Here is a 14013-nt window from a genome sequence, read left to right on the forward strand (position 1 = left end):
TTGTTATGAATGAATTTCCACAGATTTTAACAATTGCTGGGTCAGACTCAGATGGTTCTGCAGGAATGCAGGCTGATTTACATACTTTTTTTATTAGAAAAGTTTATGGCATGAGTGTGTTGGTCGCTGCTGTGGCCGGCAACTCATACGGTATTCATGCTGCGGAAACATTACCATTAGCTTTTATCGAAAAGCAATTTGAGGTGTTAGCTGATGATTTTAAAATACGTGCCAGTAAAACAGGTATGTTGTCGGATGCGGATCTCATTGACACAGTGGTGGCAGCTTATCAAAAATATGATTTTGGTCCGCTGGTAGTTGACCCAGTAATCACCACCAAACATGGTGCGCAGCTTTTAGCCGACAGTGCATTTCAAGCATTGAAAACTAAGTTACTGCCGTTAGCTGAAGTTGCAACACCCAATTTTTTTGAAGCGCAACTGCTAACAGGGCGTACAATTGATTCAGAGGATGAACAACGTAGAGCGGCATATGATATAAAAAAATTAGGTGTTAAAAATGTTGTTGTAAAAGGTTGGCATAATCAAACAGACCAAGACGAAGTTGCTGACTATGTACTACTAGCTGATGGGCGTGATTTTTGGCTGCGTCATCAATTCTTCAACACAACCCATATCAATGGTACAGGGGACACATTGAGTGCAGCAATTGCTGCAGAACTTGGTAAAGGAAAAGAAGTTGCAGAGGCTATTGAGATTGGACATGATGTCACGATGACAGCTATTGAGCATGAGATTGCGGTTGGTCATCAATTTGGTCCTATCAATCATTGGGCATCAGAAAATATTTAATTCAGTCTATAAAAAAGTGATCATGTATTAATACATGATCATTTTTTTAAATCAGGTCTTTTGGTGGCCTATTTCTAAATAAGAATGTTAGTGCTGCACCAAAAATCATAATGCCAGCTGCAGTTAGGAAAGTTATTTGAATAGCGTGTAATTGGACAAGTACATCTGAGCTGTTTGGGTGTGCGTTATTATAGTTGAGCGCGGATCTTGTCATTACTGTGACCAAAGCTGCTGTACCAAAGGAAGCTGCTATCTGACGAACCGTGGTAAACATTGCTGAGCCATCAGGCATAAGCGATAATGGTAGCGCGTTAAATGCTTCTGTTTGAATGGGCATAAGCACCAAAACTAGACCGAACTGGCGAAGAAACTGCCCAACAACAGCAAACCAAAGCGGTGTTGTGAGTGTTAATGATGCTAAGACAATTGAGCCTAAAGCAGTGATTAGAATGCCTATCAATGTCAGATATTTTACGCCGTACTGATCATACAATCGACCACTCCAAGGTGAGATAAAGGCGGTAACGAGCGCGCCAGGAAATAATACCATTCCTGATACAAAGGGAGAAGCACCACGAACTGTTTGCATATAAAGTGGTAACATCAAGGCACCACCATACATGGCAATCATCAAAACAATGTTAATAACCGTGGCAATCACAAATTCACGATATTTCAAAACATTCATGTTAAGTAATGGTGTTTTTGTTGAAAATTGTCGCCAAACAAACAAACCAGTAACAATTAAACCAATCAATACAAACCCCCAGACTGTGAACTCAGACCAAGGTGTGGCACCGGCGTTTGAAAAGCCATACAATAACGAACCAAGACCAATACTGGAAAAAACGACTCCTATAAAATCAAATTTGAGTACTTTTGGTTCGCCGATATTTTGTAACAAAAAATAGGCTAGTATGAAATTTGCAACAATCAAAGGTGCAACAATGAAAAACAAGTAACGCCAAGAGAGGTTAGTGACAACTAATCCAGATAAAGTTGGACCAATTGTGGGCGCAAAGTTCAAAGCTAAGCCAATCATTCCCATTGCGCCACCACGTTTGTCGGGTGGAAATAGGTTCATAACGACCACGTTCATTAGTGGACCAAAAACACCAGCGCCCAAGGCTTGTATCATACGTCCGATAATTAAAACAGAAAAATTTGGCGCAAATCCGGCTACTAGTGTGCCAAAAGCAAATAGACCAGCAGCTGTAAGGTATAGCCTTCGAGTTGATAAGCGCTGGATTAAAAAGGCAGTCAGAGGGACCATGACGCCATTGACTAACATGTAGCCGTTTGTAATCCACTGACCCAAGCCAGGGCTAATATGAAATTCGCTCATAATATTAGGTAAGGCAACATTCATCAGTGTTTGGTTTAAAAATCCAAGAAATGCGCCAATTACAAGGATTACAAGGATTGATTTCTGTTTTTGTGATATATTCAAGTGTAATTCAACCTTTCTTTAAAGTGATTATAACATTTGTTTAATGATAATATAATAAAAATGTAAATAAAAAACCAGTAAAAATACTGGTTTTTTATCGAGCTAATTACTTTGTAACAGGTAATTCTTCTGACTTACCTTTTGCCCATTGTTGCAACTTTGCGATAGCAGTTTGACGTTGCTTCTTGGCTGAGTTATGTCCGACCTTACGAGCACGGGCGAATGAATTAAGCGGCTTCTTTAATGCCATGATGGGTACTCCTTTTTCAAATGTTTTACATACAAGATATTATTATACGGTATAAAACCTTAAAAATCAATACTTTTAAAAAATAAGTGTTACTAAAATGCCGATGAATTAGGGTACAATAGATATATGGAATTATGGTCTAAACAAACAATTGAAGATTTTCGCCGGACATTACTTGATTGGTATGATAAAGAAGGACGAGCTAACTTACCTTGGCGTTTGAATCACGACCCTTATCGTGTATTAGTATCTGAAATCATGCTACAACAGACGCAGGTTGATACTGTCTTACCTTATTATGAACGCTTCATGCTTGAGTTACCAACAGTACAAGATTTGGCTAGCGCACCAGAGACACAAGTTCTGAAGCTCTGGGAAGGATTAGGTTACTATTCCAGAGCGCGCAACTTACAAAAAGCTGCCCAATTTGTGGTCGATGAATTACATGGTTATTGGCCAGAGAGTGCCGATGATTTACAGGAATTACCAGGTGTAGGACCATATACATCAGCTGCAATTGCCTCAATTAGTTTTGGCGAGGTTGTGCCTGCTGTTGACGGCAATGCTTACCGTGTTTTTAGTCGATTACTTAAAATTGAAGCAGACGTCGCTAATACTAAGTCACGTAAGATTTTTTATGATGCTATTTCACCTATTGTAGATACTCAGCGACCAGGTGATTTTAATCAAGCGATTATGGATTTGGGATCAAGTTATATGACTGCTAAAAATCCAGACACGTTAAATTCACCAGTTCGTGAATTTAATGCGGCATTTCGTGACGGTGTTGAAGCCAATTATCCAGTTAAAACTAAAAAACAAAAACCAGTAAAACAACAGTATGTCGCAGTAATTTCTGAAAAACAAGGGAAGCTATTGTTTGAAAGAAGACCAGATACTGGGTTACTTGCCAGTTTTTGGACATTTCCATTGATTGAGATTGATAGTATTGAGAACATTGAGGGACAACAGCTTAATATTAAACCAATCGTTCATGTGTTTACTCACAGACGTTGGGAAATATGGTTAGTCAAACGCGATGTTGAGCCAGTATCAAATCAAAAATATTTAGCATCAAATGAATGGCAAGATTTGTCGTTGCCAACCGTACAACACAAGCTACTTAAAGCTTTGGAGGATTACAATCATGTTCCCTAATGTCAAATTGAAAAAGTTGTTTTATTGGACAATCGAGCTTTTAGCTGCGTCATTGTTGATTTTAATTGTATCAGGATTTGATTTTATCATGCGTCCAATTTCGGTTTTTATCTCAACTGTTTTTGTACCCTTGCTAGTTGCTGGTTTTTTATACTATGTATTAAAGCCTATTTTGAAATTAGTGCAAAAAATAAAAATTTTTGGCAAACCAATACCGCATAAATTAGCTGTGATAATTACATTTTTTTTATTTATAGCTGTAATAGCTGGTGCACTAATTGGTCTTTTACCAACCTTGATACGTGAAATAACTAATCTGATTACCGCTATGCCGGGATTCGCACAAGACATGCAACGCTTTACGACAAAGACAATTAGTAGTAAATGGTTTGAAAATTTGAATCTGTCTGTCGACGCCAATCAAATTAGAAACGCTGTTGGTAAATATGCTGCATCATTTTTGACAGTGACGGCAGGAACTTTAGGATCAATCGTTTCAACAGTTACCTCTGTAACAATTAATTTGGTTACTATTCCAGTTGTTCTATTTTACATGTTAAGTGATGGGGATCGTTTAGTACCTGCAATTAAGAAGGCGTTTCCAGATCGTCATGCACAGAAAATTTCTGAATTAACAACAAAAATGGACAGTACGATAGAAAAATATATTTCAGGTCAAGCCATTGAAATGTTATTTGTTGGCGTGACGATGGCAATTGGTTATATGTTGATTGGTCAGCCATACGCATGGTTACTTGCTGTGGTTGCTGGAATAACCAATATTGTGCCATATATTGGTCCGTGGATTGGTGTTATACCTGCCTTAATTGTTGCCAGTACGCAATCATGGAAGCAAATGCTATTGGTGTTTATTGTGATGACGGTAGTACAACAGTTGGATGGTAATTTTATTTATCCTAATGTTATTGGCAAATCATTAGCGATACACCCACTGACCATTATGATTTTATTAATGGTTGCAGGGAACTTGTGGGGAATTGTTGGTATGATTGTTATTGTACCGGTATATGCAGTTCTGAGAGTTGTTATCGCGTTTATATTTGAATTAATTTCACTTACAAAAAGTAAAGATCTGTTACAATAAGAATGTAAAGGTAGGCGAACATTCATGATGACATTTGATTTTGACAAAAATATTCCAATTCTTCAAGCGGCTAAAGGAAAAGAAATTCCTTGGGTAGGCGGATCGTATCCTTCTTATCCAGTTGATATTTTAAAATTGACTCAAAGCTATTTTAAATCGGATGAGTACGATCGTAATTTTGATCGTACTTTGAGACAACATGATTTTCGCGAAGGGATACCAGAGCAACAGGTAGCAGAAATTGCGAGTCATTCGGATGATTATTCTCTCGTACGTGCCGTTATGTCAGCCATTATTCGCGGTGAAAAATATACGCCAGGTATGTGGCAAACGTTGCTGTACAACGGTATTATGTTTGACTTATTGACACGAGAGCATCAACTTAAAGAAAATTTGCAAATAAGTGTTGACGTATGAGCATTTTTAAAGTAAACTGATATAGTTGTGTAAACGATAAAGATGCGGGTGTGGCGGAACTGGCAGACGCGCTGGATTTAGGTTCCAGTGCCGCAAGGCGTGCAGGTTCGATTCCTGTCACCCGTATAAGAGGATTTATATTCTCTGGGGTATCTGGTATGATTTAGGCATACTTGAGTACTTGGAGTTGCCGACTTAGCTCAGTTGGTAGAGCATCTCACTAGTAATGAGGGGGTCAACGGTTCGATTCCGCTAGTCGGCACTATCAAAAAAAGCAGTGATTTTAATAATCACTGCTTTTTTGTTATGCAAAATTAACTGGCTTCTACTAGTATGCTTTACAAATTAGATGAGTCGTATTATACTACTAGTATGTTAACCATACTAGTAGAAGAGGAGAAGCATGAAATCTAATAATTCAAGTCAAATGCTGAAAGGTATTCTGCAGGGGATGATGTTGACTATTTTATCTAAAAAACCAGATTACGGTTATGGTATTAGTAAACAAATTAATCAGTATGGTTTAAAAGATGTACCAAAAGGGACAATTTATCCGCTATTAACTACGATGGAAAAACGTGGCTTAATTAGAGGACACATGCAGCCGTCAGATGATGGACCGGATCGTAAGTATTATTTTGTGACGACAGAAGGCGATCAGGTTAAAAGTGCGTTTATTGAGGAATGGCATTTTTTGGAAAAAGCTGTGAATACGTTAATTGATGAGGGGGAAACAGAATGAAGACACATGAAATGATTGCAGAGAACAACCGCTTGAGGGAACTACTGACTATCGAGAATAAAGTGTATTATGAAAATTTATTACTTTATGTCAGATTAGAAGGTATGATGCGTGATGAAGGGAAAATTGAATCTTTTTTACTTGAAGTATTGCAAGATATGTTAGCTGCACAAAAGGATGGATTATCAGCAAAAGCTTATTTTGGCAAAACGCCTAAAGCTATTGCAGATGACTATCTTTCGGTATTACCACGAAGTATCTGGGAAGGTGTCAAGTTAGTGATGATTGTCTTAGTATCTTATCTAGGGAGTAGCTTATTTCCCACTTTAACAACTACTGGGCGGTCGATTGACGTTGGTTCTTTGATGGTTGCTGGTGTCTACTTATTTGTCGTGGTTATGATTTTGTTTAAGTATATGGCAACAACGATATATCAGCTGTCCGTCCGAAGAATAAACAAGTGGTTTCGATACATGATATTTGCAGGAATTGGAATCGGCGTTTTTTTGCCACTTTATAGCATCAGTCAATGGATCAAAACACCGTTGCAAATTAATTTAGATGGTATTTTAGGCATTGTTGTGATTGTTGTTGCGTGGTTGATAGGATTATATTTTTATTTAAAAATTTCAGATAAACAAATGTGGACACCATTTGTTTTTGCAGCATTTATGTTAGGTATGATGGGGATAGCTGCTAGACTACCTAGCTTATCAGGACTAATTAATCTTAAATTTGGACGTTATATCTACGCTGGTTTGATGATACTGGTCATGGTAATTTTCTATCTCATGAGTTATTTTGCCTCTAAAAAAATAAAAAAAGAAGAAAACAACTAAAAAAGCAAACCAGCACTGGTTTGCTTTTTTTAGTTGTTACGCCTTGTTAACTTGACAACACCTTCCCAACGGGCTGTTTGTGGGAACATGTCAATACTTTGAATGTAGTCAACTTTGTACGCTTTGGTGAGATCAACCAAGTCACGTGCTAAAGTAGAAGCATTACATGAAATGTAAACAAATTTTTCAGGTTTTGTGCGGAGAATTTCACGACGCAAAGCCGTATCTAGTCCAGTACGTGGTGGATCAACAACCAATGCATCAGCTAACCAACCCTCAGACTGCCATTTTGGAAAGAGTTCTTCTGCAGTGCCTACTTCGTAATGGGCATTCGTAATGTGATTAATTTTTGCATTAATATTGGCATCATCAACGGCTTCTGGAATAATTTCCATACCCCGAACTTCGCCAACTTTGTCAGCTAAACTCAGACCAATAGTACCAACACCTGCATATGCATCTACAAGCTTGTCAGCATGTGTCAAATCAAGCGCAGTTAGGGCTTCTTCGTAAACTACTGACATTTGGGTGTGGTTTAATTGCATAAAGGCGCGTGGCGATAACTGGAAAGTCTTACCCATAACGGTCTCTTCGATATAATCCTTACCCCATAATTTGATTGTTTCCTCACCCCAAACCAAGCTAACGCGACCTGGATTGAAATTTTGAAAAATGCCAGTGACTTCAGGCAAAGCGCTATTAATCGCTTCAATTAATGCTTTATCACCAGGAAAACCATCAGTATTGGTGACAAATGTTAATTGTACTTCATCTGTTGTGTGAGAGACACGGGCAACGATTGTTTTGACTGTACCACGGTTTTTATCTTCGTTATAGATTGAAACAGACAATTTATCGAGTAATTCACGTACGGTACGTAGGACTTTCATGGTTGCAGGACTTTGAGTGTGTACGACAGGCAAATCAACGAGGTCGTGGCTGCTGCGTTTGTACATACCAACACTAAGCTGATCACCAATTTTACGAACTGGAAATTGTGCTTTGTTACGGTATTCATAAGGATTATCCATGCCAATTGTGTCGCGCAAATCATAATCAGACCAACCTCTTGGTTGGAATTTTTCAAGTGATTGTACGAGCACATCTTTTTTAAAAGCTAATTGTGCATCATAGTTCATATGTTCTAGTTCGAAACCACCGACTTCATCAGCGTACTCATCAAGTGGTTTCACACGATTAGGTGATTTTTCACGAATTTTAAGTACCTTGGCTGCAATGTATTTTGGTTGAACATCGGTCACTTTAACAACAGCAACTTCATCAGGTAATGCGCCAGGAACGAAAACAATTTTACGTTTGAAATAACCAATACCTTCGCCATTGATACCTAACCGTTTAATCGTGAGTGGGAAATTTTGTCCAATACGAACGTCCACACCGTTTTTATCATTACTTTGGCTACGTATATTAGGTTTATGTGTCCCACCTTTACTGTTATGATAAGGTTTTTTTTGAGCCCCTTTTTGATAGGGGCGATTATTGTTTTGTGTCATGATTAACTTTCTGCATTGTCATGCTTTAGGATAAATTGTTATTCATCTATCATAACATGCCAATACACTGATAATAAAAGCATATTATTTTTATGCGCGTTTATATTAAAAAAGCTGATAGTTTTAATTTATAACACACTTGTGGTATTTTACAAATGTGTTATAATTATAAGTGTAAAGGAGATGTGGAAAAATGATTAGAAGCAAGGACTTTATTAACCGCAATCACGATCGTGTGCGTGGACAAACTTTAAGCTGGAGAGATGATGATGAGATTTAATATTAAAGCGTATCTGGATGATAATTCGCTAACTATTTACCGCGTAGCGAAGGAGTCTGGTTATGGCTATACAACAATTCATAAATCGTTTAATAAAACACAATCAGATGCAACTAGCTTAAACATGAGAGATCTGGATGCTTTAGCTAAAACGCAACATCAAGAAATGTGGGAAGTACTCCGAGAACTCGAGAAACTTTATTTTGATGAACAGTAATATCGTGCTTGAGATGTAAGCACAGGCACGTAGATAAAAAAGGGGATTTTAGACTATGGCTAATAACAATTTTTTCAATGATCCATTTGGACCAGATGTCAATGACATTTTTAATAACATGATGGGTAACATGAATGGTGTGAATTCTGAAAATCGGCGTTACTTAATTAATGGACGCGAAGTATCACCAGAAGAGTTTGCACAATACCGTCAGACAGGGCAATTACCACAAGGGGGGCAACAAGCAGCAACTGGTAGTGGGCAACAGATAGCACAACAACCAAATCAAGTTAAGCAGGAGGGCATGCTCTCTAAATTGGGACGTAATCTAACACAGGAAGCACGTGATGGGTTATTAGATCCTGTCATTGGACGTAATAGTGAAATTCAAGAAACAGCTGAAATTTTAGGTCGTCGTACTAAGAATAATCCGATATTAGTTGGAGATGCTGGTGTTGGTAAAACAGCAGTTGTTGAAGGCTTAGCGCAAGCGATTGTACATGGGGATGTACCAGCGGCAATTAAAGACAAAGAAATATATAGTATTGACATTTCTAGTTTGGAAGCTGGTACGCAGTTCCGTGGCGCCTTTGAAGAAAATATTCAAAATCTGATGAAGGAAGTTAAAACAGCTGGTAATATTATCTTGTTCTTTGATGAAATTCATCAAATACTAGGTGCCGGATCAACTGGTGGTGAAGATGGTGGAAAAGGCTTAGCTGATATTATTAAACCAGCTTTGAGTCGTGGTGAGATTTCATTGATTGGTGCAACAACCCAAGATGAATATCGTAACACAATTATGAAGAATGCGGCTTTAGCACGTCGATTTAATGAAGTGACGGTTAATGCACCAAGTCCTGAAGATACGCTGGAAATTCTGAAGGGTATTGCTAAGTTATATGAAAAGCATCATCATGTTGAATTACCAGAAAGTATTTTAAAGGCAGCTGTCGATTATGCTGTGCAATATATTCCACAACGCAGTTTACCTGATAAGGCGATTGACTTGCTAGATATGACAGCAGCGCACTTAAGTGCGAAAAATCCAGTAACTGATAAAGTTAGTCTCGAAAAGCAGCTAAGTGATATTAAAGTAAAACAAGAGAAAGCTGTCTCAGAAGAAGATTTCGAAGCAGCTTTGCAGTATAAGAATGAAATTGCAGCATTAGAAAAGCAGATTGCAGGTGCTGATGAGGCAACTAAAGTGGTAGCAACTACGAATGATGTTGCTGAATCTGTTGAGCGTTTAACTGGTATACCAGTATCACAAATGGGTGCGTCAGATATTGAACGATTGAAGTCTATTGGTGAACGCTTGGCTGGTAAAGTGATCGGTCAAGATGAAGCAGTGAACATGGTTGCACGAGCAATTCGACGTAATCGTGCAGGATTTGATGAGGGAAATCGACCAATTGGTAGTTTCTTATTTGTTGGACCAACTGGTGTCGGAAAAACTGAGTTAGCAAAACAATTAGCACTGGATATGTTTGGTAGTAAAGAAAATATTATTCGGTTAGATATGTCAGAATACTCTGATTTGACGGCTGTTTCAAAATTAATTGGAACAACTGCTGGATATGTTGGTTATGATGACAACAGCAATACATTAACCGAAAAGGTTCGCCGTAATCCATATTCAATTGTTTTGTTAGATGAAATTGAGAAGGCAAATCCACAAGTCTTAACTTTGTTACTACAAGTTATGGATGATGGTCGCTTAACTGATGGTCAGGGAAATGTTGTTAATTTCAAAAATACAGTCATCATTGCGACATCGAACGCAGGATTCTCTGATAAGAGCGATGGTGTGTTAATGGATCGTTTGGCACCGTACTTCCGTCCAGAATTTTTGAACCGATTTAATGGTGTGATTGAATTTTCATCATTAACAAAAACAGATTTGAAGCAAATAATTGATTTAATGTTAATTGATGTCAATCAAACATTGGCAAAAAAAGAATTGACACTTAAGGTTTCAGATGAAGTTAAAAACCATTTAATTGAAGCAGGATATGATGAAGCATTAGGTGCACGACCACTACGTCGTGTCATTGAACAACAGATTCGAGATCAGGTGACTGATTTTTACCTAGACAATCCAGGTGAAAAGCATTTAAGTGCAGATTTGGTTGATGGCAAAGTTGTCATTTCAGCTATTATTGAAAAATAAAATAGTAGGATAAGAAAAACGATACGCATAATCTATGCGTATCGTTTTTTATTAACAATTTTATTTAAATTTGTATAAACAGGTCAATAAAATAAAAAAATCTTGTCTAGATGGTAAAGTCTGAAGCGCCGTGCCAAGGTTTGAACTTGTCTATACATCTTGGCAAAAAAACCAGTCATATTGTTTGAAAGCGCTTACAAATGATGTTATATTTACCTTATAAACGTGCAGAAAGGAGAGGTCGTGATGAACAAATATCAAATTATCCATGACGATTTGTTAAAGGAAATTAATGGTGAAAAGTATCCCGAGAATACAAAAATACCGAGTGATTTTGCCTTGATGAATCGCTATCATGTGGCTCGTGAGACATCGAGAAAGGCGATTGCTATGTTGGTTGATGAGGGTTATGTCATGCGTATCAAAGGTCGTGGCACATTTGTTATTAATCAAAATCGTTATTCATTTCCAATTTCACATGTTGAGAGCTATCGCGAATTAGCTGCACGATTGAAACTTAATGAACGTACACAGTTGAATTCGATTTCTGATAGCACCGTACCATTGGCTTTTGATTATGCTACAGAAAAGCCACCTAATGCTACCGAGATTGTTCGTATTCGCTATGTTGATAATGAGCCTGTTATTGTTGATCGTGATTATGTTTTAAAAGACGTGGTTCCGGAAATCAGTGAATTATCCAAATCATTATCCCTATTTGAGTTATTTGAACAAAAGTTGGGATTGGTTATTAGTTATGCCAAAAAGACAATAACGATTGACACTGCTAATGCAATGGATAGACGGTTGATGTCACTAACTGGCCCAGCAGCAATTGTCGTCATTCGTTCAGAAACATTTTTAAATGACGGCAGAGTTATTTCATTTACTGAATCGCGTCACCGAGCAGATCGTTTTAAAAGTGTTGAATTTTCCAGACGTCATTAAAACGATTTTTAAAGTAAGTTATATGGGAGAAGAAAAATGGCAAATACAAAAATTTTGGCACCTCTTGCTGGTCAACTTATACCACTTGGAGAGGTTGAAGATCCAATTTTTAGCAAAAAAGTAATGGGTGAAGGGTTTGGCCTTAAACCTACAGGACGAAAGATTGTTGCGCCCATAGATGGTGAAGTTATGGCTCTTCAAGGGCATGCTTTTGGGTTACACCATCCTGATGGTCTAGAAGTATTAACACATATTGGTATTGAAACAGTCAGCCTAAATGGTAAACCTTTTTCGTGGACCATTAAAATTGGTGATCATGTTCATGCAGGCGATGTCGTTGGTACTGTGGATTTAGCGCAAATTGAAGCAGCAAATTTATCAACAACAACAATAGTTGTGATTACAAATACAGCTGATAAACTTGATAAATTAGAAATTAGTGGCTATAAAATAGTAGCAGCTGGTGAGCAAGCTGCTGAAGCGACTGCTAAACCAGATATTGTGCAAGCGTCAACGACCAGCAATACAAACAAACCAGCATCTAAAAAAAGTGGCAATCAATATGCGTCCTTAGCTACTGATATTATTGCTGGTGTGGGCGGGGCAAAAAATGTAGATAAAGTCATTCATTGTATTACACGATTACGCTTTTATTTAAAAGATCACAATGCCGCTGATGATCGTGCTATTGAAGGTTTAAGTGGTGTTGCAGGTGTAAATTATGCCGACTCATTAGGACAATATCAGGTTGTTATTGGTCCTGCTGTGACTGATGTTTATGATGAAGTTGTAGATCAGCTGGGTGAAGGCGTGGTAGATGAAGCGGCTACAGATGATGCAATTGCTGAATCGATTGGTAACAAGAAACCTAAGAACCCATTTGTTCATGCATTTCAGGCCATCATCGGAACAATTACTGGCGCAATGATGCCGATTATTGGGTTACTTGCCGCAGGAGGTATGTTAAATGGTTTCTTAAGCTTGGTATCAAATAAAGAATCATTTTCAGCGATTTATTTTATTGATCCAGCATCAAGTACGTTTACAATTTTGCAATCAATGGCAATGGCACCATTCTACTTCTTGCCTATTTTAGTTGGTTTCTCCGCTGCACAACAACTTAAAAGTGATCCATTTGTTGTTGCAGCTATTGGTGCATTTCTAGTCAAGCCGGAATTTATTAATTTAACAAATGCTCATGTTGTTAATAATCAAATTGTGCAGCCTGGTAAAATTGCGGGGACATTGTTTGGTGTCAGTTTAAATTCGAATTTCTTTGGTTTACCAATTAATATTCCGAGTTATGCTTATTCAATTTTCCCAATTATCTTTGCGGCATGGTTAGCTAGACCAGTGGGGCAGTGGCTCAAAAAACAGTTGCCACTAGTATTACGTTCGATTTTCCAACCATTATTGACACTTTTCGTTGTTGGTTCTGTTGTTTTGATTATTGTTGGACCAGCCATTACATTAGCATCACAAGGTATTTCTACAATTGTTAATTGGTTGTTGCACTTGAACTATCCATTATCTGGTTTGATTATTGGTGGGTTATATCAAGCGTTAGTTATATTTGGACTACATTGGATGGTTGTGCCATTAATTGCCAACGAAATTGCACAAACAGGACATTCAACTTTGAATGCAATTGTTAACTTTACAATGATTGCTCAGGGAGCTGGCGCATTAGCTGTTTGGGCTAAAACAAAGATACCATCACTTAAAGGACTTGCTGGTGCAGGGTTCCTATCTGCAATGGCTGGTATTACTGAACCTGCCATGTATGGTATTAATTTGAAATATGGTCGAGTATTCTGGATGGCTAATATTGGTGGTGCTGTTGGTGGACTGATTGGTGGTTTATTCAACTTGAATATGTATGGTTTCACTGGATCGTTAATTGGTTTCCCATCGTTTGCCGTACCAAAGGGACAAGTAGGTGATGCAAATAATATGTTGATATTCTGGATTGCTTCAGCTGCTACTATCGTAGTATCATTTGCCATGGTTTATTTCTTTGGATTTAAAGATTCGGATGTAGATGGTGTTAAATCAATTGAAAAGAAAAATGTCTTTAAGGATGCTGCTGGTAAGTAATAGGACTATTA

13 protein-coding genes and 2 tRNA genes are annotated in these 14013 nt (G+C 37.8%); 12 read left to right on the forward strand and 3 right to left on the reverse strand.

From position 1 onward, the window contains the following. Window positions 1-5: 5 nt before the first annotated feature. Window positions 6-812, forward strand: coding sequence for a bifunctional hydroxymethylpyrimidine kinase/phosphomethylpyrimidine kinase (gene thiD, locus K5Q13_RS05810; protein WP_220740769.1), 807 nt, complete (start codon window positions 6-8; stop codon window positions 810-812). Between the two features lie 46 nt (window positions 813-858). On the opposite strand, the gene K5Q13_RS05815 is transcribed toward thiD, so the two are convergent. Both K5Q13_RS05815 and K5Q13_RS05820 read right to left on the reverse strand, forming a co-directional pair. Next, on the reverse strand, window positions 859-2262 hold the full coding sequence (locus tag K5Q13_RS05815) for an MDR family MFS transporter (RefSeq protein ID WP_220740770.1): 1404 nt from the start codon (window positions 2260-2262) through the stop codon (window positions 859-861). Window positions 2263-2368: 106 nt separating this feature from the next. Continuing rightward, window positions 2369-2512: a hypothetical protein gene (locus tag K5Q13_RS05820; protein ID WP_010015935.1), complete on the reverse strand. Its 144-nt coding sequence runs from the start codon at window positions 2510-2512 to the stop codon at window positions 2369-2371. A gap of 126 nt (window positions 2513-2638) precedes the next feature. On the opposite strand from K5Q13_RS05820, the gene mutY reads away from it, so the two are divergent. The 7 genes from mutY to K5Q13_RS05855 all read left to right on the forward strand — a co-directional run bounded on the left by mutY (window position 2639) and on the right by K5Q13_RS05855 (window position 6773). Next, window positions 2639-3670 (forward strand): A/G-specific adenine glycosylase, encoded by a 1032-nt coding sequence (gene mutY / locus K5Q13_RS05825; protein WP_220740771.1) that lies wholly within the window; start codon window positions 2639-2641, stop codon window positions 3668-3670. Further along, the gene (locus K5Q13_RS05830) at window positions 3660-4775 is read left to right on the forward strand and encodes an AI-2E family transporter (RefSeq protein WP_220740772.1); all 1116 of its coding nucleotides are present in this window, start codon (window positions 3660-3662) and stop codon (window positions 4773-4775) included. Before mutY ends, K5Q13_RS05830 begins: the two co-directional genes overlap by 11 nt. Before the next feature lie 24 nt (window positions 4776-4799). Beyond that, the gene (locus K5Q13_RS05835; RefSeq protein WP_220740773.1) at window positions 4800-5192 is read left to right on the forward strand and encodes a hypothetical protein; all 393 of its coding nucleotides are present in this window, start codon (window positions 4800-4802) and stop codon (window positions 5190-5192) included. A 44-nt stretch (window positions 5193-5236) separates the two neighbouring features. Beyond that, window positions 5237-5318, forward strand: a tRNA-Leu gene (locus K5Q13_RS05840). 63 nt (window positions 5319-5381) lie between these two features. Continuing rightward, window positions 5382-5454, forward strand: a tRNA-Thr gene (locus tag K5Q13_RS05845). 141 nt (window positions 5455-5595) lie between these two features. Next, window positions 5596-5934: a PadR family transcriptional regulator gene (locus K5Q13_RS05850; protein WP_220740774.1), complete on the forward strand. Its 339-nt coding sequence runs from the start codon at window positions 5596-5598 to the stop codon at window positions 5932-5934. Next, window positions 5931-6773: a DUF1129 domain-containing protein gene (locus tag K5Q13_RS05855; RefSeq protein WP_220740775.1), complete on the forward strand. Its 843-nt coding sequence runs from the start codon at window positions 5931-5933 to the stop codon at window positions 6771-6773. The genes K5Q13_RS05850 and K5Q13_RS05855 overlap by 4 nt, the downstream gene beginning before the upstream one ends. A 29-nt stretch (window positions 6774-6802) precedes the next feature. Here K5Q13_RS05855 and rlmD read toward each other — a convergent pair whose 3' ends face one another. Then, entirely contained in the window at window positions 6803-8287 is a 1485-nt protein-coding gene (gene rlmD, locus K5Q13_RS05860) for a 23S rRNA (uracil(1939)-C(5))-methyltransferase RlmD (protein WP_220740776.1), read from the reverse strand. A 269-nt stretch (window positions 8288-8556) separates the two neighbouring features. On the opposite strand from rlmD, the gene K5Q13_RS05865 reads away from it, so the two are divergent. The 4 genes from K5Q13_RS05865 (at window position 8557) to K5Q13_RS05880 (ending at window position 14002) form a co-directional block, all read left to right on the forward strand. Beyond that, window positions 8557-8784, forward strand: a complete 228-nt coding sequence (locus K5Q13_RS05865; RefSeq protein ID WP_220740777.1) for a transcriptional regulator — start codon at window positions 8557-8559, stop codon at window positions 8782-8784. Window positions 8785-8839: 55 nt separating this feature from the next. Further along, window positions 8840-10957, forward strand: coding sequence for an AAA family ATPase (locus K5Q13_RS05870; RefSeq protein WP_220740778.1), 2118 nt, complete (start codon window positions 8840-8842; stop codon window positions 10955-10957). A 246-nt stretch (window positions 10958-11203) separates the two neighbouring features. After that, window positions 11204-11905, forward strand: coding sequence for a trehalose operon repressor (treR, locus tag K5Q13_RS05875; RefSeq protein WP_220740779.1), 702 nt, complete (start codon window positions 11204-11206; stop codon window positions 11903-11905). 36 nt (window positions 11906-11941) lie between these two features. Beyond that, window positions 11942-14002, forward strand: coding sequence for a PTS sugar transporter subunit IIABC (locus K5Q13_RS05880; protein WP_220740780.1), 2061 nt, complete (start codon window positions 11942-11944; stop codon window positions 14000-14002). Window positions 14003-14013 lie beyond the last annotated feature (11 nt).

The sequence above is a fragment of the Leuconostoc miyukkimchii genome, from assembly GCF_019656055.1.
GTDB classification, from domain to species: domain Bacteria; phylum Bacillota; class Bacilli; order Lactobacillales; family Lactobacillaceae; genus Leuconostoc; species Leuconostoc miyukkimchii.

Bases quoted from the DNA above. Each gene is read 5' to 3' on its own strand.
- thiD (WP_220740769.1), top strand. From the start codon at position 6: ATGAATGAATTTCCACAGATTTTAACAATTGCTGGGTCAGACTCAGAT.
- K5Q13_RS05820 (WP_010015935.1), bottom strand. From the start codon at position 2,512: ATGGCATTAAAGAAGCCGCTTAATTCATTCGCCCGTGCTCGTAAGGTC.
- mutY (WP_220740771.1), top strand. From the start codon at position 2,639: ATGGAATTATGGTCTAAACAAACAATTGAAGATTTTCGCCGGACATTA.
- K5Q13_RS05830 (WP_220740772.1), top strand. From the start codon at position 3,660: ATGTTCCCTAATGTCAAATTGAAAAAGTTGTTTTATTGGACAATCGAG.
- K5Q13_RS05835 (WP_220740773.1), top strand. From the start codon at position 4,800: ATGATGACATTTGATTTTGACAAAAATATTCCAATTCTTCAAGCGGCT.
- K5Q13_RS05850 (WP_220740774.1), top strand. From the start codon at position 5,596: ATGAAATCTAATAATTCAAGTCAAATGCTGAAAGGTATTCTGCAGGGG.
- K5Q13_RS05855 (WP_220740775.1), top strand. From the start codon at position 5,931: ATGAAGACACATGAAATGATTGCAGAGAACAACCGCTTGAGGGAACTA.
- rlmD (WP_220740776.1), bottom strand. From the start codon at position 8,287: ATGACACAAAACAATAATCGCCCCTATCAAAAAGGGGCTCAAAAAAAA.
- K5Q13_RS05865 (WP_220740777.1), top strand. From the start codon at position 8,557: ATGAGATTTAATATTAAAGCGTATCTGGATGATAATTCGCTAACTATT.
- K5Q13_RS05870 (WP_220740778.1), top strand. From the start codon at position 8,840: ATGGCTAATAACAATTTTTTCAATGATCCATTTGGACCAGATGTCAAT.
- treR (WP_220740779.1), top strand. From the start codon at position 11,204: ATGAACAAATATCAAATTATCCATGACGATTTGTTAAAGGAAATTAAT.
- K5Q13_RS05880 (WP_220740780.1), top strand. From the start codon at position 11,942: ATGGCAAATACAAAAATTTTGGCACCTCTTGCTGGTCAACTTATACCA.